We start from the raw sequence: 21851 nt of genomic DNA on the forward strand, positions 1-21851 counted from the left end.
GTCGAACCTTTGCTCGCCTTTGTTCCGGACAGCTTAAAGGGGCGCGAGATTAGCTCGCGCCCCTCGACCCATGACGAGCCGCCCCGCGGTATCCTCCCCGCCCTTATGACCGCGGAGGTCACGCCATCGCCCGATCTCAAGCTCGCCGAGAGGTGCACCCTCGGGGACCGCGCTGCGCAACGAGAGCTCTTTCAACGAGAGCGCAGGCACGTCCACGCCACCCTCTATCGCATCCTCGGCTCGAACCAACACATGGATGACCTGCTTCAGGAAACCTTCATCGCGGCCTTCCGTGCCCTGCCGACTTTCCGCGGAGAAGCCAAGCTATCCACTTGGATCGACCGCATCGCCGTTCGCGTGGCCTTCTCCCACATAAGGGCGCGCCGCGGGCAACCGTCGCTCGAAGTGGTCCCGGAGATGGCCGCCGACGACGCCGACGCCGAAGAGCGCGCGCTGGCCCGCGAAGCGGCGCGGCATCTCTACGCGGCGCTCGACAAGATGGACGAGAAGCTGCGCGTCGCATTTTCGCTCCACGTTCTCGACGGGCGACCGCTGCTCGAAGTCGCCGCCGCCATGGACGCCACCTTGGTGGCGACGAAGACCCGAGTGTTTCGTGCGAGGCGAGCGCTTGAGGCCGCGGCGCGGCGCGATCCCGTTCTTGCGGGTATGCTCGGGGATGGCGCCGCGAAGACCACCGCGCGCGCGCCGGAAGAGGACGGGGGTGCGCTGTGAGAATCCCGCCCGTTGAACCGCTGAGCGAGGCTCGATGGAATCGCATCGAGCGCGGCGTCTTTTCCGAGCTCGACGCCGAGACGGCGCCCGTCGCTCCGCCGCGAAAGAAAGCTCCACGGCGCGGCTGGCTCCTCGCCGGCTCGTTCGCCGTCGCGGCCTCCGTCGCCGCTTTCGTGGGCGTCCGCACCTTCGCGGGTGCGGAGCGCGAGATCCCCGTCTCGCACGTGCAGACCGGCGACGGCGAATCGACCCTCACCGTTGGCGACTCGGTCATCCGGGTCGCGAAGGAGAGCGCGATCGTCGTCGATGGCGACGCGAAGCGCGGCGTGCTTCTGGTGCTCGATCGCGGAACCGTCTCATGCAACGTCGCGCCGCGCAGCGGTAGACCGGCGTACGTGGTGCAGGCTGGCAACGTGCGCGTGCGCGTCGTCGGCACCGAGTTCCGAGTCACGCGCGCCGGCGCTGGTGCCAACGTCGAGGTCGAGCACGGCGTCGTAGAAGTGACCGGCGGCGGCACCTCACGCGTCCTTCGCGACGGGGAGCGCTTCACACAAAACGAAGCCGCGCTCGTGCCGGTCGCACCGTCCGCGAAAGGCGGGGGCGAGACCGAAACCGAGGCCACCGTTCCGCAACCCAAAGAGCGCGAGGCCGCGCCCGCGGCGCCTCACGGGACGGGGCGCCGCGCGCGCGCTTTGGGAAGCAAGCGAGCAAGCGACGGTGGCATCGTGCGAGAGCTCGACGACGCGCCTCTCTCGGCCCCGGCGACGCCGCGTGAACAATACGAACAGGCCGCTCGCCTCGAACGAAGCGACCCGGAAGGCGCCGCGCGCGGCTACCGCACCCTCGCCGGTGGCACGGGCCCGTGGGCGCCGAACGCCCTCTTCGCGTTGGCTCGCCTCGAGGCGAGCCGCGGGAGGAGCGGCGAGGCGCGGCGCCTCGCTGACGAGTACCTCGCCAAATATCCAACCGGCATGAACGCCGCCGACGCGCGCGAGCTCCGCGTCAAGTTGCGCTAGACCACCGAAGGCGGACGACGGATTGACTTCTCGCGTCGGCGCTCCCTTCGGTATGGTGCGTCGGTGCGGGTCTCGGCGGGTCTCCTCCTTGCGGCGATGTTCGTGGCGCGCACGGCGAGTTCCGACGGCGGGCGCCGCATCGTGCTCGTCGGCGCCGACGAGGTCTCGACGAGCGCGGTCTTCTCGGCGCTCGCGGCGTGGGACGTCGAGGTCGTGCGCTCCGTCGAGCGTGCTCCGCCGGCTGCCGATGCGGAGGCTTCGGCGCGAAAGCACGCGGCGGTCAACCACGCGGACGCCGTCTCGTGGATCAGCGTCGCAAGCGGGAATCGCGACGCTCATCGTCGTCGACATGGCGGACGGACGCGTCACCACGCGCAGCCTCGACAAGGCCCCGCCGTACGACGAGGCGACGGCCGCGGCCATCGCGCTCACCGTCAAGAGCGTCCTTCGGTCGACGACGCTGGCGCCCGCAGCGGAGCGGACGCACCGCGCGGAGGCGACGACGGGGACCGGCACGGGCGTCGAGCTCGAGGTTGGCGGCGGCGTCAGCCGCTCCAATGTCGGCACCATGGAGGGTCGCGGAGACTTGGGCATGAGCCTATGGCCGACCCGCGTGTGGGGCCTCGGCCTTCGACTCTCCGGCGGTCCCGGTGCTGAAGTCTCGACGCCTCTCCTCGACGGAACGCTCGTCAACCTTGGGGCCGCCCTCACGGCGCGCGCGCGCGTCCCTTCTGGGCGCGTATCCCTCACCTTCGAACTAGGTCCCGCGCTCCAGGCGGTTCGCCTCAGCGCGACGCTTCGCGACCTCGGCTCTCCCGTCAGCGTTCCCCGCATCGATCCGGCCGTCGAAGGCGGCGCCGCCTTCGACGTCGAACTCGGGGCGCGCACTCGCGTCGGCGTCCGCGCCCTTGGCAACGTCCTCGTGCGCTCGCAGCGCTTCTTGATCGCTGGGCGCGAGGCGCTCGTGCTCGAGCCCCTCGCCCTCCAGGGCGCCCTCCGCTTTTCCGTGAGGCTCGACTGATGCGCGCTCCGCGGTTGTGCCTCGCGCTCGCCTTGCTGAACGCCACCGCGAGCTGCGGCCGCGAAGACGTCGAGCTGCTCGTGTACGTCGCCGCCCTGCCAGACGCCGGTCTGGCGACGCCAGCGCGCGAAGACGCGAGCGATGGCGATGCCAACTGCGGGCGCGCTGCGACCTTCCATTGCTTGCCGCGCGGCGCCGATTGCGCCACGGCGAGCGACTGCTGCACCGGACGTTGCGACGCGGGCGTTTGCCTCGACGCGAGCTGCGGCCCACCGGGACAGGGTTGCACGACGCGCGCCGAGTGCTGCAGCGGCGTCTGCGAAGGGCGCATGGCCACGAGCCTCGAGCGCGTCTGCGCGCCCTATTGCCGCGGCGACGGAGCGCCTTGCGGCGCCGCGAGCGACTGCTGCGGCCGAGCGTGCAACCAGGGACGCTGCGGCGGAAGCGCGTGTCGAAAACGCGGCGACGCATGCGTCACGGCGAGCGACTGTTGCTCGGGCGCGTGCGGCGTCGACTTGCGGTGCACCGTCGAACCGCAGCTCGTCTGCCGCCCCGTCGGTGAAGACTGCTCCTCGGGTTCAGCCGCCGGCTGCTGCGGACAATGCGGCGCCGGCGGCGCCTGTGCCCTCGGCCCGGGACCATGCGCCGCGCTAGGCACGACCTGCGATGTGGGCGCCGACTGTTGCAGCGGCACGTGCAACCTCGACGCCAGCGGACGACGCCTTTGCGCGGGCCCATGCGCAAGCGAAGGAGCCGATTGCAAATTCGGTAGCGACTGCTGCTCGGGAAGCTGCTCCGCCGTGGGCTCGCGATGCGCGAAGGCGGGCGCTACAACATGCTCAAGGGCCGGCGAGTCGTGTTCCGCCTCGGAGGCCTGCTGCAGCGGCGCTTGCATCGGCGGCCGCTGCGGCACATGTTCGCTCTGATCACTCGCGGCTCTGTTCTTCGAGCGAAGGTGTCGGCTGGCCGGCGGCGCTCCGCGAGCGGCACGGTCCGAGGTCGTCCGTGCCCCACGCAGGCCACGACTGCTCGAGCACCTTGGCGTAGAGCGTGAAGTCCTTCACCGAGTCGACGCGGCGCCAGACGGGCCCCGGCGGCTCGTCACGAAACGGGTCGACGGCGCCCTTAACGAGCGCGAAGTCGTAGTAGGGGCCGTCGTCGGCGTTGCGAAACACGCAGGGATTGAGAGACCAGAAGGTGGCCGCCTTTTTCGGTGGGGCTGCCTCCCGCCGGAACTGGAGAGGCCAATGGGGCAACTCCGAGAAGGAGAACCCCGACACGCCGCCGTGAACCACGCGGTGGTACGCGCCCATGTGGATGAACGGCGGGAAGTGGGCGCGGGGCGAACGCGAAGCGAAGGGCAAGGTCACGATGCGCGCGCCCGGCGTGGTGCGCTCGAAGAGCGCCGTGACGCCCGCAACCTCCTCGTGAACGAGCGCGCGAAGCTCGACGGCGGCGTTCGCGGACGTCGCGAGGGACACGCCAAAGACGCCAACGAGCGCAGCCGTTGTGGCCCTCGAGCGTGACGTCGCGAGGGGGAGGACCGCAAAAAACGCGAGCAGCGGCGCCATGCGCACGTTGAGCATGGCCGCCGCCCCGAGGCGAAACGGCACGACAAAGTACAGGGCGAGGGTCGTGAGGACCGGCGCCATGACGACGAGGGTCTTTCGCGACGGCGCCTCGCGCCTCATCGTAAGAACAAGAAGCACCGCGAAGGCGACCCAGTAGGCGAAGGCACAAGCCTCATCGACGTGAGAGCGAAAGACGTCGTGGGTCCACAGCGAGAAGGCGCGCGCGCTGCGGAAGGCGCTCATGTGCCCGACTTCCCCTTGTTCCGTCAGCGAGGCGCCGTGAAGCGTGATGCGCCCCAAGGCCCACCACAGGGCGGCAAGGCCGGCCGCCGGGAGGAGCCAGAGGTTCAGGGCGAGCGACCGCTGCAGCGCCGCGCGGCGCGACGTGCGAGGAGCGCTGTCGTGGACGGCGGAGAAGGCGACCGAGAGAACCACGGAGACGAGCGCCAAGACGGCGAATGCGCTCGCATGCAAGTAGAAGAGCGCCACCGCGAGCGCTGCGAGTCCGGCGAACCTTCGTCGCGAGGGTTCTTTCAGGTAGCGCACCGCTTCAGCGATGGCGAAGAGCAGCACCGGTACGGACGCGACGAAGGGAAGGAACCCCACGACGAGCGCGCGATTCCAGAAGAGCGGCACCGCGAAGAGCGCGAGCCGCTCGTCACGATCAAACGCCGCGAGGAGCGACGCGAAGGCGAAGGGCTGCGCCAAGCCGGCGGCCGCGAGGAGAATGCGGTTCGCGTAGTCGACGCCGACGCCGACGGAAAGTCCGGCGCCCAAGAGATGGTAGAGCAGGTATTGGCTTCGATTCCACGCGAGCTCGTAGTGCTCGGCGATGCGATGCGACGGATTCCAATAGTTGCGAATCGACGCCATAACCGCGAGGTGCTCGGGCACGTCGGTGAAGGGCAAGACCTCCACGGCAAAGAGGGGCAACACGCTCGCGATGGCGGCGACCCAAAGGAGCCTGCGCAGAAGAGTCGGACTCATCGCGAAGGGAAGCCTCGTACCTTGCTCAACGTGGTCGATTCAGCTGAATCGCTGCGCTAACGGTGCGCGCGTCGCGACGGGTCACTCGCGTCGTGCGGGTTCAATGGAGCTGCCCCTTGTCCTTGGGGGCACCAAAGATGAGAGCCCAGTTGTCACGGTACTCGCCGCTCGCCACTTGCGCCGGGCCCTTGCGAGCCTTCGCCGGAGCCGCCTTGCGCGGGACAAGGACCTCGACGTCGCAGACGCGTTGTTGCTCGGGGCGCGGCTTGAGTCGGACGACTTCGCCGACGATGGGCTTGCCGTCCTCGAGAGGGCGCACCTCACCGACCTCGATGGAGTCGCCCTTGAGGCGGACCACGCGCGCCCCCTCGCCGTCTTCGGTGGCGCTGTGAACGACGACGACGTCCGCCGCCTCCGCTCCTTCCGGCTCATCGGCGGCCATCCCGCCCAGTGTACCAAGCCGACCCACGCCGTCACGAGCCGCGTCACCGGCGTCACGATCGAGAGAGCCACGGGCCGCGACGCGCACGTCGCACAGCGCCGGAAGGGGGCTCATTTCACCGATCTTGGGGCACGGCACGAACCGTGCTGAGCGGCCCTCATGGGCAGAGCTGGCGTGTGCGGGGCTGTGATGCTCGTGTCTTTCAGCTTCGCGTGCAGCGACGCCGACGGCCCCGCGGCTAACGCGACGCTGCTCGGAGGCGCCGGCAACGGAACGTCATCGGCGGGTAGCACCGCCGATCGTCACGAGGCCGCGTGCACCAAAGGAACGAAACGCTACGGGACCCTCGGCTACGTCGAATGCACGCCGTCGTTGCGCCATAGACAAGGCGCGCAGGACAAGCGGCCGGGTCTCGTCATCGCCATGCACGGGTACACGCAAGGCGTCGAGGGCGGCGGTGACAAAGGCGGCGACGAGCGCGCCTGGGGCTTCAAGCCCACATCGCAGTGGGCCGTCCTGGCGGAGCGCTTCAACTTCTACGTGCTCTTCCCCGACAAGGGGACCCAGGCCTTTAGCTGGTACTCGTATTTTGGAACGTCGGGCATCGGCCGGAGCGATCTCGAGCCGCAGGCGCTCGCGCAAATGACCAAAGACGCCATCCTGCGCCACGGCATCGACCCGGCGCGGGTCTTCGTGAACGGGCTCTCGGCGGGCGCGTACATGACTGTCGTGATGCTCGCCACCTACCCCGACCTGTTCGCCGCCGGCGCGACCTTCGCGGGAGGCGCCTACGGATGTTCCGTGCAGTGCGCCGCCCTCGGGCGGAAGGGCCAAGGGTGGACCTTTCCGGGCAACCACGACGCAGCGCTCGTTAAGAAGGCCTACCCGACGGTCTGGAATGACGCGGCGGCGCGAAAGCCGCGGCTCCTGGTCTTTCAAGGCGACGCCGACGGCGCCGTCACCCCCGAGAACATGGCAGACCTCACGCAGCAGTGGCTCGGCGCGTCGGGCGTGCCCTCTTCGACAGCCATGAAGAGCGCTCTCAAGGGTCACGAACTAGTGACCTATGGGTCTCCGAGCGCTCCATCGCTCGTGACGGTGCTCATGAAGGGCGCGGGGCACGGCACCCCCGTCGATCCCGGTGGCGGCAACGATCAGGGCGGTTGGGATCCGGAGCCGAGCGTGAAGATGGCGAGCGATCAGCAAGGCGGCCAAGACTGGACCAACAGCACCGGCATCTACGGCCCGTATTATGCGGCGAAGTTTTTTGGTCTGGTCGATTGACCGCGCACCAGAGGATCAGCGCGGTGCGTCGCTCGTCCAGTAGCGACGAAGCGCGCGCGGGCGGTCGAGCGCGCCTTCGATCTCCAAGAACGGACGCCCCGGCGCACCGCGCGGAAACGCAAAGCTGCCGGTGTTGGCGTAACGCTCAAAGGTGGCCTCTCGATGCGTGTGCCCGAAGACCACGAGCCGGGCGCCCGCTTCGTCGGCGACGGAGCGAGCCCCTCGCTCAAGGCGCTCGGCGACCGTCCCCGCGTAGCGATCGTGTCCGATGGCCCAGCTGGCCGCCATCATGGCGACCCCCATGGAGAGCATCGCACCGCCCTCCACTTGGCGGCCGAGCGCGAGCGCCGCGGCGCCGGCGCCGATGCCAAGCGTTGAAAAGACGCGGTCGAGGTAGAGACGCGCGAAGGTGTGCGCCATGCTGTCGAGCGTCGGCCGCGCGCGGCCCGCGAGCACGCCGCGCGCGACGTCGAGGGCGACGCCCTGGTCGGCGGCGAACGTCTTCATCCGTTCGTCGGCGAGTCGCGCCCGCGCACGTTCGTCCTTGAAGAAGGGACCGCTCGAGAAGAGCGCGGTCAGCGCCGAGTAGAAGAACCGGTAGATCACGTAGGGAGCGCGGCGGCCGTACCAGGAAAAGGAAGACAGAAAGAGCTTGAGCGGCGTGCCGTCGTTCACGTTCAAGTAAGCGAAGGCTCCCGTAGGCGCGATGAACTGCTCCACGAAGTGGACGCCAAGACTCGTCGGTGCCGACGCCAGGGGGTGCGCCGGCGCGTTGTCCGGATCGTAGAGGTGGCCGTGCTCAACGTGGAGGGCTCCAAGGCGAAAGAACCACGGCGTCGTCTTCACACGCGCGCGCGCGTCGCCGGTGAGCTGCAACGCGGAGGCGAGATCAGCGGCGCCGCCACCGACCTCGCGATCGTGATTGCCGGACACGAGCCAGAGCTCGCCGCTCTTGTCGACGTGCTCGGAGAAGGCGCGAGCAACGGCCGGGTAGCGGCGCAGGCCCTCTTCGATGCCGTGATCACGTGAGACGTGGGCCGACTCGGCGGAGAGGTCGAAGAGGTCTCCCGCGAAGACGATCCGCGTCCCGCGATGGGCCTCAACGAGGCGCACGAGATCCTCGGCGACGGCCTTGGGCGTGTGACGCGTCAGGTGAAGGTCCGCGAGGACGAGCGTGCGCAAACCGTCGGCCGATCCATGGTTCAGCATCGCCCGCGAAGGTTTAGTCCGGAGGGAAGGCCTCTGCAACGGGGGCCTATCCGGCTATCGTAAGCCCGCTCCTTTGGCCGTTCCGTTCCCTCCCCTCGAGCCACCGCCAGCGCGCGTCGAGTTTCCGTCGCCTCGCGACTTGGGCGACGAAGACGTGGCGGCCGTCGGCGGGGACTTCAGCCCGTCGACGCTCCTCTTGGCGTATCGCTCGGGCATCTTCCCATGGCCGAACGGTCGCCTCGTGGGCTGGTTCTCACCCGACCCTCGCGCGATCTTCCCGCTCGAGCGGGCGCACTTCTCGCGGAGCCTCGTCCGCACCTTGCGGCGACGCGTCCTCGGGCGAAGACCATTCGTCGTCACGGTGGACGCTGCCTTTCAAGAGGTTATGCGCTTGTCCGCCGAGACGCGGCCAGAAGGCACGTGGATCACGCCGCCGCTCTTTCGTGGATACGTGAAGCTGCACGAGATGGGCTGGGCCCACAGCGTCGAGGTCTGGCTCGAAGGCGGAGAATCGCGGGAGCTGGTGGGCGGCATCTACGGCCTCTCGATCGGCGGTCTGTTCGCCGGCGAATCCATGTTCCACCTCTGCACCGATGCCTCGAAGGTCGCCTTCGCGCATCTCGTCGCGCGACTCACGGCGGCAGGAGCGGAGCTCTTCGATGTGCAGGTGCCGAACGAGCATCTGACGTCGCTGGGCTGCGTTTCGCTCCCTCGCGACGCGTATTTGGACCGCCTCGCAAACGCGTTGGACAAGCCCTCATGCGACTGGGGCGCGCTCGCCGACGTTGATCCCTGGCGAGCCAGCGGGGCGTAAACCGCCTCTCCGCCGGCGCGCGGTGGACGGTTTGAGCCCCGCTGCTAGGAAAGCCCCACATTGACGGCCGGCCCCGCTCGCATCGTCTGCATCAGCGCGCTTGGCGCGCTCACCGCCCTTGCTTGCAGCGCCGGTGATGCGCGCAACCTCGGGTCCACGAAGCCAAGCGCCGCCCCCGGCGGCCCCATCGCCTTCGAAGACGGCGGTGCTCCCGGCAACGCCCCCGGCACCGTAGGCGCCGTCACGGCGGGGTCTGCCTGCGCGACGGCCGCCGCGGGCGCCACACGACCGCCGGCTCACCTCGTCTTCATGTACGACCGCTCCTTCAGCATGGGCTTCACCATCGGCGGTGCGGGCGGCATGAGCGTTTGGGACGCGTGCAAGGCCGGGCTAACCGGGTTCTTCGCCTCCTCGAGCTCCGCCGGGCTCCGGGCCTCGCTCGCGTTTTTCGGCCGCGACGACACGCTCGATTCGCTCACCACCTGCAGCGCGAGCTCCTACGCGAAGCCCGACGTCGCCATGACCTCGCTACCGAACGCGACGGCCTTCTCGCAGGCCATCAACGCCACCAAGCCGTTCACGGGAACGCCAACCTTGCCAGCGCTCCAAGGCGCCATCGCGCACGCCAAGGCCATCAAGGCCAAGGTCGGGGCCCACGAGAGGGTCTCCGTCGTGCTCGTGACCGATGGCGCCCCGACGGGCTGCACCGACAACACGCTCGACGCCGTCCATGACGCAGCGGCGGCAGCGGCGGCCTTGGGTATCGCCACTTACGTCGTCGGCATCGGCACCGTCCAGAACATGCAGACCATCGCCTCCGGCGGAGGCACGACGGCGATCCAAGTAAGCGCCGCCTCGCCCAGCCAAGTCGAGAGCGATCTCGAGGCGGCGCTCGGTCAGATCGGTGCGTCGGCCCTCGGCTGCGAGTTTGCGCTGCCGCCTCCGCCGGCGGGCCAGGCCCTCGACGTCAACGCGGTCAATGTAAACTACACGCCTTCCGGCGGTGCCGCGTCGACGTTGCTCTACAGCGGTGACTGCTCCGACGGCAAGGGCTGGCGCTACGACAGCGTCACGGCGCCCACGAAGATTCTCTTCTGCCCCGCCATGTGCAAGACGCTCGAGGCCGACCGCGGCGGCAAGATGGACGTCATCTTCGGCTGCACAACCGAACTCCCGGCCGGCGGCGCGCCGCCAAAATAGCTCGGACCGGCAGCGTCACGGGCGAGGCGCCAGCGCCAAGGCGCCGTTCCGGCGCGGCTCCGCAGCGCCAACCCAAGCCCGACCGTTCCACGCGATCGAAGGCGCGTCGGCGATGTGGTCGCGCTCCTTGAACTGGTGGCCGAGCGACAGGAGCGCAGCCCTGGACTCGGCCGACAGGCCGTCTTTTTCGATGGTGAGCAGGTCGGGGAGCCCCTGGTGATGAAACCGTGGTGCCGCTTGTGCGAAGGCGATATCGACGTTGTGATCGACGACGCTCGTCATCACCTGCATGACCGCCGAGATGATCGTCGGCCCGCCGGCGCCGCCGAGGACGAGCTTCAACTGCCCGTCCGGTTCGAAGACGAGCGTGGGCGCCATCGACGAGAGCATCCGCTTGCCCGGCGCGATGGCGTTGGGCTCACCTTGCACGAGGCCAAACGTGTTGGCCGTCCCGGGAATGACCGCGAAGTCGTCCATCTCATTGTTGAGCACGAAGCCGGCGCCCTCCACGGTCACGGCGTTGCCGAACCACCAGTTGACCGTCGTCGTCAGCGCCACGACGCCGCCCTTGCCATCAACGACGGAGAAGTGCGTCGTGTGAGGCCCGGCGCCGCCGCTGGCCTTCTCGCGCATGCCGAGCGACTCCGACGGCGTGCTCTTGGTCTCCGAAATGGTGGCACGCTGGGCATCGGCCCACGCCTTCGAGCGCAGTTCTTCAATGGGGTTCTTGACGAAGTCGGGATCGCCGAGCCGCGCGTTGCGGGCGAAGAAGGCGCGACGTGACGCCTCCGCCATGAGGTGAATCTCACGCGGCGAACGCCACGGCAGCGTCGGCAACGGGTACGGCTCGAGGATCGCCGCCATCATCGCAAGCGTGAGTCCGCCCGACGAAGGCGGAGGCATCGAGACGACGCGATGGCCGCGGTACGAAAACGACATGGGGGCGCGCCACTTGGCCTCGTAGCGGCGTAGATCGCCCGCCGTCATGGGCGCGTTGCCGCGAGCCATCTCCTTGACGAGGAGGTCAGCCGTTGCGCCTTCGTAGAAGCCCTTGTGACCGAATTCTTGAATGCGCTTCAGAACCGCCGCGAGGTCCGGGTTCTTAAACGTCGAGCCGACCTTAGGCGGTGCACCATCGGGCAAGAAGAGCTTCGCCGAGGCAGGAAATTTCGCCAGACGCTCGGCGACGAACGAGATCGACTTCGCGAAGTCTTCGTCGACGACGAACCCCTCTTCGGCGAGTCGAACAGAAGGCGCCACCAGCTCCGACCACTTCATCGAACCAAGCTTCTGGTGGAGCGCCACGAGCCCCGCCACGCTACCCGGGACGCCGGCCGCCCGGTGCCCAAGCCGAGAGGGCGCCGCGAAGCCGCCAGCGTTTTCGCCATACATGGTCGGCGTCGCGAGCTCCGACGCGGTCTCTCGAAAGTCGAGGGCCCAAAGATCGGCCGATGTCGAGGCCCTCTCTGGGCCACCCATTCGAGCGACGGCGAAGCCGCCGCCGCCGAGATTTCCCGCCGTGGGAAAGACCACCGCGAGCGCGAAGGCTGTGGCGACGGCGGCGTCCGCTGCGTTGCCGCCGACGCCGAGCACGCGGGCGCCGACGTCGGTAGCAAGCTTGGCGTCGGTCACGACCATGCCGCGCGGGCTCTCGGCGGTCACGGCGCGCTTGTGCGGAAATGCCGCCGGAATGGCCGCCGCTAGCTCCGTCGCCGTCGGTCCCGCGGCGACCGGCTTCGAGGGCTTTGGCTCCGACCCTGCCTTGATTCCGGCCGCAGGCGCGCACGCGAGGAGACCCAACAGGAGGGCCGCAATCCAGCGGTTTTTCAAGGCGAACATGGCGCCCCTTATACCGCGGTGTGGCGCCGCGTGAACGCGTTTGGAGTGGTGCTCACGGCTCATCATTTCGAGCACTTGGGCCCCCTCCTTGCGAGCGTGTTCGCTCATGGTAGCTTCACCTAGTCCGTCGTCGGTTTCGCTCCCTGCAGTCTTCGGGTCCCGCGTGGCTGTCGTCCGATCGCCTCCGCTCCGGTGCGGAGGCTCGCTCAGGTGGATGTGTTGCACCACGCGTTCGCTCGAGGGTTAGCTGAGGGGTGCGGGAACGATTGACCAATGGCCACCCGTCTCTATGTCGGAAATCTCTCCTATGACATGACGAGCGCTGAGCTCGGCGACGCCTTCCGTGAATTCGGCGAGGTCGTGAGCGCGACCGTCGTGATGGACCGCGAGCTTGGGCGCTCCCGCGGTTTCGGATTCGTCGAGTTTGCCACCGCGGATCAAGGTCGCGCGGCAACCGAGGCAATGGACGGCAAGATGTTCCTCGGCCGCCCCCTCAAGGTCAACGAAGCGCGCGAGCGCACAGGTGGCGGCGGCGGCGGCGGTGGCGGTGGCCGCTCCTATGGCGGCGGCGGCGGCGGCGGTGGTGGCGGCTTCCGCGGTGGTGACCGCGGCGATCGCGGGGGCGGCGGCGGCGGCGGCGGCGGCGACCGCGGCGATCGCGGCGGTGGTCGAGGCCGACGCGGCTGACCGACGTGCAGCCGATCCAAGGGGACCGGGGCCTTCCGCCTCGGTCCCTTCGGCTTTTTGTACGCCCTCCGTCTGGCTTTTTGTCTCCCGCAGTACGGGGAGGTAGCGTTCCACCGTGTCACGGCGCCTCGCTACCGCGGTCTTCTTTTCGCTCGCGAGCGCCGCCGCGAGCGGAGCCTGCGCCCAGCCGATGCCCTCAGCACCACCGGCCGCATCAACACCGGAGGCCAAGTCCCCTGCCGTCGGAGCGCCCGACGCCCGCGCTGGCGATGCCAACGCCACCAACGCCACCCCGAGCGACGCAGCCGCGCCGAGCGTGGAGCCGGATGACCCGATGGACCTACACCGTATGGCACCGGAAGAGCTCGCCTCGCTGATGACGCTCCCTCCAAAGCCCGACGGTTCGCCGGGCCTCCCGGGTCCCTTCTTGAAGTGGGTCTTCGAACCGACCCCGGGGCGCTTCAACCAAGGCAACAAGGCGCGCGCCAGGCATGAGATCGGCAAGCGCGCGTGCGAGGCGAATCTTCGGAAGAGCGGCGTCGTGATTCAGACGCCCGAGCAGCGGGCGCGCTGCGGCGCAGAGAACATGGTTCCCGTCTGGCGCGGCGGCGACCCCCAAAAGGGTGCCTTCTGCATCGACACGTTCGAGTTTCCCAACCGGCCTTGCGAGCTACCAATGGTCTGGGGTTCGCCGTCGCAAGCTGTGAAGATCTGCGCGGCCCAGGGCAAGCGCCTCTGCGCACAGGATGAGTGGAACCTCGCGTGCGGCGGCGATCCCGCCGGCGGGCCCCCGACCGTCTATGCCTACGGCAACGACCTCGATCTCGATGCGTGCAATACGCAGAAGCCTCACGACTACAAGGACGGCGGCCCCGAGTGGACCTGCCTCGTGCGGACCGCGCAGACGGCATGGGCCACGTGCGCCACCGAGACAGAGCCAGTGGGCAGCTTTCCTCGCTGTCGCTCGCGCTTCGGCGTGTTCGATCAGCACGGCAACGTGGCCGAGATGATGACCCGCAAGGCGGGGCACAGCGATCCGACCTCAGCATCGGGCACCGTCACGCAGCTCAAGGGGAGCGCGTTCTTCTACGTCGACGTGGCGAGGCAACACGATCGCCCGCACCCCAAAGATGCGAGACACGACACGTACCCCGATCACTGCAACTACGATCCGCGCTGGCACGTAGAGCCCATCGAGAACGCGTTTCACGTCAACTACCACCTCGGTTTCCGCTGCTGCAAGAGCCTGCCGTAGGCCAAGTCAGGCGCGATTTCGGCGTCGGGCCGTGGTGAAATCCGTTCTAGCCTTACGCAGCGAATGGCGATCCCCGTTGGACGACTGCTGGCTTCAAGCCTTTGGCGAGCCGGGCGCCGCGCGCTCACGGTGCAGATCGTCGTGGCGCTCCTCGTCACGGTCCTCGCAACGCTCTGGCTCGAGAGGCCTGGCCGCCACGACACGAGCGCTCTAGCCCGCGCCGAGGCCTTGCAGCAGAAGGGCAACCTCGGCGGCGCCGAACGCCTCCTGTGGACCTCGCTGTCGGAAGGCGTGACGGTACCGCTCCTCTTGGCCTTCCTCGACAATCATCATCACCAGCGGGTCCTCACGGAGAGCGGCCCCACACTCCGCAGCAACGACGCCTTCCTCGTCGCGGAGGTTGAGATCGACGGCCTCTTCTCACGCATCGACCTCACGGAGGACGTGCAGCTCATGGGGCTCTTTTGGCGAGCCGCCCTGCAGAAGCAGGTCCCTGAAACGCTTCGTCAACGGGTCGTCGCGCTGGCCGCGCGGGAGCCGCCGACCCCCTTCGCCAATCACTTGCTGGGCAACGAGGCGCGGCGCAATGGTCGCCTCATCGAGGCGGCCACGCGCCTCGAACGCGAGGGGCTTCACTTCCCTGAACGCGCGGACGACTTTCGGCTCGCGATGCGCATCCTCGTGATGGCCGAGCTCTGGGATGAGATCGGCGAGCGCATGAAGAACCCCGCCGTCGCGCCGCACATGCCGCCGGCGCTGCGCTACGGCTACGCCGTCAGGACCAAAGACGTGCGCGGCGCCGTGCGCGCCATCGTCGAGATCGCCCTCGAACGCCGCCCCCCGGCAGCGCTCGCCATGGCCGCCATCTCGGGCGCGATGTGGCTCCTCTTCCTCCTTCGCCTCGGCCGCGTCCGTGAGCAGCTCTCGTCGCGGCTCCCGCTCTTCTTGGCCGCGTTTGTCCTGGGCATCGTGAGCGTCCTGCCGACGTTGGTCGTGGTGGGTCTCGAAGAGAGCTTGTTGGGCTTTCGTGAGCGTGGCGAGCTCGTGAGCGACTTCATCTTCTTCACCGTCGGGGTCGGACTCCGCGAAGAACTCTGCAAGCTGCTCCTATTTCTGCCGCTGCTTCCGATCTTGCGTGCGCGCGGCAATCGACTCGAGGTGCTCGCCTGCGGGGCGCTCGTGGGCCTCGGCTTCGCCACGGAAGAGAACGTGCAATACCTCCAGCACGGCGGCCTCACGACGGGACTGTCGCGCTTTCTGACGGCGAATTTTCTCCACATGGCGCTGAGCGGCCTCTTGGCCCTCGCAGCCTTCGATGCGCTTCGCGATCAAAGAGGAGACGCGCCGACGTTCTCGCGCACGCTCTTGACGGTCACGGCCCTGCACGGCGCCTACGACCTCTTCCTCTCGAGCCGCGATCTCGACGGCCTCGGCTTCCTGTCGATGACGATCTTCATCATCCTGACGCGCCTCTTCCTGCGCGAGGTCACGGCGGCCGCGCGCGGACCGACACCGGGCCTCCTCAGGCAATTTGCCCGAGCCGTCGTCGTCGTCGCTTGCGCGAGCTTCGTCTACGCCTCGTCGTTCGTCGGTCCTGCTGGTGCGGCCTTGGCTTTGGCTCAGGGCATGTTGGGCCTGGTGCTCATCGTCGTGATGTTTGTGCAGGAGATGCGGGCGGCCTGACCCGGTCGTTCAGGCGCACTCGAGCGTCGGCGGCAACTCACTCGCGTGGCAAGAGGTAGTCGCCGCGCTGCTCGAGCCGCTTGTCCATCAGGGTCGCGCGAAAGAGCTCGCCTTTGAGGCGCGCGACCTCGGCGGGGTGTTTCGCGGCGATATCGACGAGCTCGGCCGGGTCGTTCTCCGTATCAAACAGCCGAAAGACGACGCCCTCGCGGGTCGGGATGTAGAGGAGCTTCCAGCGCTCGTCGCGCGCCATCCGATGGCGAGCCATGGTGGTGAGCGCGCGCGCGTCCTCACGGAGCACGATCTCGCTGTGGTGCTCGGTGTCGAGCGAGAGGAGCCGGGTGACCGGCGGAACGGGCATGCGGAGCGCCGCGGGAATGCCCGGCGTGTCGCCCATCCAAAGCTCCGACTCGGCCACGGCTACCTTGGGCTCGAGCGTCGCACCCGCGAGGAGCGGCGCGAGCGAGCGGCCGTCGAGCTCGCCTGCGGCGCGCGTGCCCGTCAGTTCGTAGAGGGTCGCGGCAAGGTCGACGTCGCGAACGACTTGCCGGGCGCGCACACCCTTGTTCGCGCGCGGGTCTACCATGACGAGCGGCACGTGAACGCCCTCGTCGCCGAAGAGGTGGTCGCCGTGTCCGTGCCAGCGACCGTGCTCGAAGAGCGTTTCGCCGTGATCGGCGGTGACGACAACGATCGTGCGCTCCGCGAGACCGCGGTCTTCGAGCTCGCGCAGGATTTGAGCGAAGGCGTCGTCGACGGAGAGCACCGCACCGTCATAGAGCGCCCGCACCTGCCGGACGTCGTCGGCGTCGAGCTCGGCCTCTCCGGCGAGGCCCACCGGCTTGTGATACTTGAACCGGCCTCGGTAGGCCGGGTCGGTGAAGCGCTTGTAGTAGGGGCTCGCCGCGGCATACGGGAAGTGGGCCGCCGAGAGGAACACGGTCGCGAAGAACGGCTCTCTCCCGCGGAGCACGGCCCTCGCCTCGTCAGCCACCACACGCGGGTCAGCGGCTGTCTGAAACTCGCGGATCGTTGGGAACGCCGCGCGACCGAGCGCCGTATCCAAGAACGGCAAGAGCGGCGTCTGCCGCTCGAGAGCCCGCTGCCGAATGAGCTCCGCGAAATCGAAGGTGGGCGTGGCGACCTCGCCAAAGCCTAGGTCGATGCGACTAAAGATGTCTCCGGCGTAGTCGCTCACGACGGCGGTGCGATAGCCGGCCTTCGCAAGATTGGCGGGCAGGGCGTCGAAGTCCCGAGCGCGCTCTCGCCAGGTCGGAAACATCGTGGTGATGCCGTGGTGGTGCGCGTAACGCCCCGTGAGCAGCGTGACCCACGAAGGAAACGTGCGAGGCAGCGAGACGTAGGCGCGCTCAAAGCGAGCGCCTCGCGCGGCGAAGGCGTCGGTCTTCGGCATCGTGCGCGCGTTCAGGCGGTCGGCGCGAAGCGAGTCGGCCGCGAGAATGAGCACGTTCATCGGCCGAGCCTCGCGCATCGCCAAGGCGCGGTCTCTTGGCGCTGCCGTTGGTGCTGGCGCCGGCGTTGGCGCCGGCGCTGGCGGCGCTGCGTGCATCGAAAGGAGCGCCGCGAGGAGGCCGAGCGCGTGCGTCCCGCGACCAAGCGCTTGCCGCAACACGACTCGATAGCGAGGCCACGCGCGCGGAAGGCCCAGACCGTAGGCGACGAAGAGCGCGGCGCCGAGGGACGCGATCAGGAAGGGACCGAAGACGTCGGTGACCAGCACCTGCGTCGTGCGCCAAATTCCTCCGTGCGCATAGAAGCGGTCTGCGTAGAGCTGCGGCCTTCGCGCCATGGCCTCGAAGAGAAACCACGCCTCGAGCGCCAAGGTGATCGCCAAGGCCCGCGCGAGGCGCCAACGCGGTCCGCCACGGCGGCCCACGCCAGAGCGCTCGAGCATCGCGTCGTGAACATCGACGAGCACGCCGGCGGCGCCGCCGAGCACGAGACCGATGCACGCGGCCGCCGCCACGATCGCCACCATCACGCGCCTGATCTCTCCGGCGAACTGCTGCTGGACGATGCGCGCGATGGCTTCGGCCTGCGCGCCAAGCGCCGCATCGTGCTCGGCGACGACGGGTTCCTTTGCCGCAAGACTCGCGAGGAGCAGCATCGTCAACGCGCCGAGCACCGGCGGTGACGCCACAAAGGGCAGTGCGCGCTGCAGGCGAAGGCGGAGCACGAAGGCCCGCGATTGTACGTTTCATGCGCAGCGGCGTCACCCCCGCCGCACGTCGTGTCGTTCGCTACCGCGTCGCCTCAGCCACCGACCGTCACCTTGCGCTTGGTGAAGATGCACTGGCCGTCCTTGGTCGAGCAGATTCCCACGCTCACCTCGGCCTCTCCGGCGGGGACGCCAAGGATCTTCGCGTTCGTAGGCGTGAGCTTCACTTTGTCTTCGCCTTTGATCACCACGGCGCCGACGGTCGCCTTCCACGGGTACTTCTCGTTGATGTGCCAGTTCCCCTTGGCCGTCGCGACGATCTCCCCCTTGCCGGCGACCACGTCGACCTTGTCCTCGTGTTCGGCGCTCGCGACAGCCGCGACAGCAAACGTTCCAAGGGCGAGGAGGGTGACGAAGACCTTGCGCATGCGCATCGAGGGGGTCCTTTCCTTTTTGCGCGACGGCGCCGCGCGGGGGAGACAGAAAGAATGGGGCGAATGGGCGCGTTCGGCAAGCGCGACCGCGCTCCGCGCCCAATGTGCGCGAAGCCCGGGTTGGCTGAATGAGGCTGCGCCCACGCGTTAGACGGCCTCCGCGGCTAACGCTTCAACGGCGGACAAACACTCTCACGAACCGCGTTTTTTACCGGTGGAAGCGAGCGGAGGTAAGCGATGATCGAGGCGACCTCGTCTTCGGGCATCGTGAGGTAGTGCTGCATCTGAGGGCAGAGCTTGAGTCCGTCCTTGTCGATGCCCTCACGAATGGCGTAGCGAAGCTGAGAGTCGGTCCACGAGCCAATGCCCGTCTCTGGGTCCGGTGTCAGGTTCGGGGCGTAGAGGTCGATGCCCGCGGGTTGCCCGCCGAGCTTGGCCGCCGAGCCGGCCATGTTGGCGCCATGACAGTCGGTACACTTCCGTGTCCCGACGGCCGTTTGCCCTGTCGCGGGAGAGGCAGGTCCGGTGGGCGCGGCGCCACCGTCTGCAGGTGGCGGCGCAGACACGGAACCGGGCGGACCGAGCGTCTCCTCGCTGGAACAGCCCAGGAGGGCCACCAGCGAGAAGAGCACGCGAACGAACTTTACTGACCGCACAGCTTGTTTTGATACTTCGTAATCGCCGCATTCACAAATGCGTCGATGCGCTGCTGCATCTCGGTGTTGATGGTGTACATCGGGTGGCTGTAGGGCCGGTCCGTTGCCGTCGCCTGTCCCTTGAGCGTGATGGCGTTCGAGGCGATCGGCGTCGTGCCGTTCAAGCCCAAGTACTTGACGATGAACTTCGTCTTCTTGGTCTCGACGAAGGTGTTCGTGTCGAGCGCGCTGCCCACCGCCATGTAGAAGTTGCCGTCGCCGCCGAGGTGGCACGTTCGACAGGGCGCGTTGTTACACCCGGTGCAGTTGTTTTCGTCCTCGTTGTTGCGCTGCTGGGTGCGAAGCTGACCGAACTGAATGGCGTCGAAGAGCGCTTGGTCGAGGCACCCGCCCATCTTCTCGAGGATGTTGACCGGCGCCGCTTGGCCGACGCGCTCCTGAGCCTCCATCGCGAGCCACTGGTTCACGAGCGTGAGTTGGTTCGCGTCCAAGGCCGGCGCACCCCCGCCGGCGTGCGAACCCTTCGTGACGAAGAGGCTGTTGGTCACGATGAGACCGCGGCCATCGAGACCCGCGTAGGAGCTGGCGGCGTCGGCCCCTAAGAACTTCGGCGCCCCGAGGTTTCCCGTTGCATGGCACGTTACGCACGCGCCGATGGCGGGGAAGACCTTGCTGATGAAGTTCTGCCGGGCCGGAGAGGCCAAGCTTCCGGGCCCCGTCGCGGGAACCGGTTGAGCCGCGCCCGTACCTGGGTTCGTGGTGCTTTGCGCACCAGCCGTCGTGGCACCCGCGCCCGGCGCCGGGCTTGCGGGAGCGCCAGGCGAGGCCGCCGGTCCGCCAGCGCCTGCACCGTCGTAGCCGTCCAGGGTCGTCGGCGACGAGCAGGCCGCGAGGGCCCCCGCGCCGATCGCCAGAACGAGGAGCGCTGTGCCTCGCATCATTGCGCCCTCTTGCTGCTGCTGCGCCGGCGACGCAGGCCCGCCACCAGCCCGAGGCCGAGCAGCGTGGCGCCGATGGCCGACGAGGCTTTCCGAGGCGAAGAAGAGCAGCCGCCGCTGCTGAGGTCCGCGCCACCGTAGTCACCGGTGACGGTCCCGCCGGGGCCGCCGGGTACCGGATTTCCGAAGGCGTCGACTCCGCCTTGGACCTGCGGCGCGGGCGCGTTGACGACCGGCAGCGGGCCCGGTTGAACGTTCTCCGTGGCAGGCCCGGGGACCGGCGTCACCTTGGGGTCCCACGTCGCCGGCACGAGCGAGACCCATAGGCTCTCGCGGTTCGCCGCAGGGAGCTCCGCGTAGCCCGGGAGCGCCGACAAGAAAAACGTCTTCACCTCGGGCATGAAGCCCGCGGCACCCTTGCCGTAGCCGGGGTTGGGCACGCCACCGATACCGTTCAGGAAGCCTGCACCTTGGTTGTTCGGGTTGCGCTTGCCGCGAGCCGGGAGGTTCGCAACGTCGGCGAACTTCGAGACTTGAAAGAGCATGGCCGGGTCGACCGTCGGCTTGCCCACGCCGTCGACGCTGACGATCTGCAGCTTGCCGTCGCCGGTTCCCGTGGAGGACCCGCCCATCACACCGATGGCCGGCTGCCCTGCGCCAGGACCGAAAGTCGTCGCAAAGCTGAAGGCGTGGCGTTGGTAGGGAGCCACCGTGCGGATCTTGTTCACGACCGACAAGTCCGACAGCTTGATGATGGCCATGATGGACTGGTTGGCGCCACCGGTGTGACCGTTGCCGCCGTTGTTCTTGCCGGCCTTCTCGCTCTCTTGGTAGCCGACCGCCGCGAGGCCGTTGCCGAGGAGGACGGCGCCCGACGGCTGCACTGTATGAATGGTCTTGTTGTTGACCTTCGACTTCTCGGCGATGAGCTTGCTCTGAATCTGCTCACCGGTGTTGGCGTTGAACTCGACCATGCGAATCGCGTCGGACGGCTGGTTGTTTCCGTCGACGCTCACGAGGTAGGCCGACGTCGAGCCGGGCGCCGGGCAGGTCACCTTGGCGCGATTGTGCGTGGCGTCTTGCACGAGCTCCTTGATGTACGGGACCGTCACGTTGACTCCGCCAGCGGCACCGGGCTCCACGACAACCTGCGCCGCAAAGGCGTCGTTGTTGTTGCGCTGCATGCCAATCAAGAACTTCGCGCCACCGGTCGGGGTGGCGCCCAAATCACAAGCGCTGTGCGGTCCCCACTGCTGGTCGTCTTGCATGTCGCCGAGCGTGATGATGTTCGTCGGCTTGTCCTTCTTGTTCTGCCGCGTCGAGTTCTCGATGGTGACGGTGGCGCCGGTCTCGTCGACGACGAAGGCGCTCGTTTGCGGGTTGCCGTTGTTGCGGCCGTTGTCCTCGGTGGCGATGAGCGCAATGCCATAGACCTTGCTGCTCATGTTGAAGAGCTTGAGCTGCGGTCGCATGAAAGCGCGCTCGCCGTTGAGCGTCGGGAACATCTTCATCGACGTCGCCGGCGACGTCACGAGCCCTTTGTCGGCCGTGAGGTCGCCGATGTAGATCCCGCCCTGCATGTAGCTGCCGGCGTTGTTCGGCTGCGCCGACGACACGGTTCCGAGAACCGCGATGCGCACGTTGCCGTTGGGCAACGGCAAGAAGGCGGGGTCGGCGTCCATCACGCCAGCACCGGTGTTCTTCCCTACCGGCTTGTTCGCGGGCCCGTTGGCCACGCGGTGCGCGAGGTAGGTCGCCGTCGGCATGAGCACGGTCGGCTGCGCGGGAGCCGCGGGCGCCGTCTGAGCGCTGACAGGAGCGCTGGTAGCGGCCGAAAATCCAAGCCCCGCCACGATCCCAAAGGCCAGTGTTGTTCCGCGCTTCTTCATGTGGAGTTTCTCCCT

The 21851-nt window shown here is 68.2% G+C and carries 19 protein-coding genes; 10 read left to right on the forward strand and 9 right to left on the reverse strand.

Translation table 11 applies throughout. The annotated features are described in order from the left end of the window. Window positions 1-105: 105 nt before the first annotated feature. From IPG50_08695 to IPG50_08710, 4 genes are all read left to right on the forward strand, one after another. Window positions 106-732: an RNA polymerase sigma factor gene (locus IPG50_08695; protein MBK6692268.1), complete on the forward strand. Its 627-nt coding sequence runs from the start codon at window positions 106-108 to the stop codon at window positions 730-732. Further along, window positions 729-1748, forward strand: coding sequence for a FecR domain-containing protein (locus IPG50_08700; GenBank protein ID MBK6692269.1), 1020 nt, complete (start codon window positions 729-731; stop codon window positions 1746-1748). Before IPG50_08695 ends, IPG50_08700 begins: the two co-directional genes overlap by 4 nt. Window positions 1749-2097: 349 nt before the next feature. Further along, window positions 2098-2769 (forward strand): hypothetical protein, encoded by a 672-nt coding sequence (locus tag IPG50_08705; GenBank protein MBK6692270.1) that lies wholly within the window; start codon window positions 2098-2100, stop codon window positions 2767-2769. Then, entirely contained in the window at window positions 2769-3695 is a 927-nt protein-coding gene (locus tag IPG50_08710; GenBank protein MBK6692271.1) for a hypothetical protein, read from the forward strand. The genes IPG50_08705 and IPG50_08710 overlap by 1 nt, the downstream gene beginning before the upstream one ends. Here IPG50_08710 and IPG50_08715 read toward each other — a convergent pair whose 3' ends face one another. Together IPG50_08715 and IPG50_08720 are read right to left on the reverse strand one after the other, a co-directional pair. Beyond that, window positions 3696-5327 (reverse strand): hypothetical protein, encoded by a 1632-nt coding sequence (locus IPG50_08715; GenBank protein ID MBK6692272.1) that lies wholly within the window; start codon window positions 5325-5327, stop codon window positions 3696-3698. A 100-nt stretch (window positions 5328-5427) separates the two neighbouring features. Continuing rightward, window positions 5428-5883 carry a hypothetical protein gene (locus IPG50_08720; GenBank protein MBK6692273.1) on the reverse strand — a complete coding sequence of 152 codons (456 nt, stop codon included), beginning with the start codon at window positions 5881-5883 and terminating at the stop codon, window positions 5428-5430. 45 nt (window positions 5884-5928) lie between these two features. Between IPG50_08720 and IPG50_08725 the strand changes: the two genes are divergently transcribed. Beyond that, window positions 5929-7053 (forward strand): PHB depolymerase family esterase, encoded by a 1125-nt coding sequence (locus IPG50_08725; GenBank protein ID MBK6692274.1) that lies wholly within the window; start codon window positions 5929-5931, stop codon window positions 7051-7053. Between the two features lie 15 nt (window positions 7054-7068). On the opposite strand, the gene IPG50_08730 is transcribed toward IPG50_08725, so the two are convergent. Then, complete coding sequence (locus IPG50_08730; GenBank protein MBK6692275.1) at window positions 7069-8262, reverse strand: metallophosphoesterase; 1194 nt, start codon at window positions 8260-8262, stop codon at window positions 7069-7071. A 73-nt stretch (window positions 8263-8335) separates the two neighbouring features. Between IPG50_08730 and IPG50_08735 the strand changes: the two genes are divergently transcribed. Continuing rightward, entirely contained in the window at window positions 8336-9076 is a 741-nt protein-coding gene (locus tag IPG50_08735) for a leucyl/phenylalanyl-tRNA--protein transferase (protein ID MBK6692276.1), read from the forward strand. Window positions 9077-9136: 60 nt separating this feature from the next. Beyond that, a complete protein-coding gene (locus tag IPG50_08740) occupies window positions 9137-10276 on the forward strand; it encodes a VWA domain-containing protein (GenBank protein ID MBK6692277.1) in 1140 nt (379 codons plus the stop codon). Window positions 10277-10291: 15 nt separating this feature from the next. On the opposite strand, the gene ggt is transcribed toward IPG50_08740, so the two are convergent. Beyond that, window positions 10292-12115, reverse strand: a complete 1824-nt coding sequence (gene ggt / locus IPG50_08745) for a gamma-glutamyltransferase (protein MBK6692278.1) — start codon at window positions 12113-12115, stop codon at window positions 10292-10294. Between the two features lie 273 nt (window positions 12116-12388). On the opposite strand from ggt, the gene IPG50_08750 reads away from it, so the two are divergent. The 3 genes from IPG50_08750 to IPG50_08760 all read left to right on the forward strand — a co-directional run bounded on the left by IPG50_08750 (window position 12389) and on the right by IPG50_08760 (window position 15740). Further along, entirely contained in the window at window positions 12389-12802 is a 414-nt protein-coding gene (locus IPG50_08750) for an RNA-binding protein (protein ID MBK6692279.1), read from the forward strand. A gap of 115 nt (window positions 12803-12917) precedes the next feature. After that, complete coding sequence (locus IPG50_08755) at window positions 12918-14057, forward strand: SUMF1/EgtB/PvdO family nonheme iron enzyme (protein MBK6692280.1); 1140 nt, start codon at window positions 12918-12920, stop codon at window positions 14055-14057. Between the two features lie 63 nt (window positions 14058-14120). Next, window positions 14121-15740 carry a PrsW family intramembrane metalloprotease gene (locus IPG50_08760; GenBank protein ID MBK6692281.1) on the forward strand — a complete coding sequence of 540 codons (1620 nt, stop codon included), beginning with the start codon at window positions 14121-14123 and terminating at the stop codon, window positions 15738-15740. Between the two features lie 37 nt (window positions 15741-15777). Here IPG50_08760 and IPG50_08765 read toward each other — a convergent pair whose 3' ends face one another. The 5 genes from IPG50_08765 to IPG50_08785 all read right to left on the reverse strand — a co-directional run bounded on the left by IPG50_08765 (window position 15778) and on the right by IPG50_08785 (window position 21836). Continuing rightward, window positions 15778-17937 (reverse strand): sulfatase, encoded by a 2160-nt coding sequence (locus IPG50_08765; GenBank protein ID MBK6692282.1) that lies wholly within the window; start codon window positions 17935-17937, stop codon window positions 15778-15780. 77 nt (window positions 17938-18014) lie between these two features. Continuing rightward, window positions 18015-18353, reverse strand: a complete 339-nt coding sequence (locus tag IPG50_08770) for a hypothetical protein (GenBank protein MBK6692283.1) — start codon at window positions 18351-18353, stop codon at window positions 18015-18017. A gap of 164 nt (window positions 18354-18517) precedes the next feature. Next, on the reverse strand, window positions 18518-19009 hold the full coding sequence (locus IPG50_08775; GenBank protein MBK6692284.1) for a c-type cytochrome: 492 nt from the start codon (window positions 19007-19009) through the stop codon (window positions 18518-18520). Beyond that, a complete protein-coding gene (locus IPG50_08780; protein MBK6692285.1) occupies window positions 18997-19950 on the reverse strand; it encodes a hypothetical protein in 954 nt (317 codons plus the stop codon). The genes IPG50_08775 and IPG50_08780 overlap by 13 nt, the downstream gene beginning before the upstream one ends. After that, window positions 19947-21836 (reverse strand): hypothetical protein, encoded by a 1890-nt coding sequence (locus tag IPG50_08785; protein MBK6692286.1) that lies wholly within the window; start codon window positions 21834-21836, stop codon window positions 19947-19949. Before IPG50_08785 ends, IPG50_08780 begins: the two co-directional genes overlap by 4 nt. Between the last annotated feature and the right edge of the window lie 15 nt (window positions 21837-21851).

The organism is Myxococcales bacterium (assembly GCA_016703425.1).
GTDB lineage: Bacteria > Myxococcota_A > Polyangia > Polyangiales > Polyangiaceae > JADJCA01.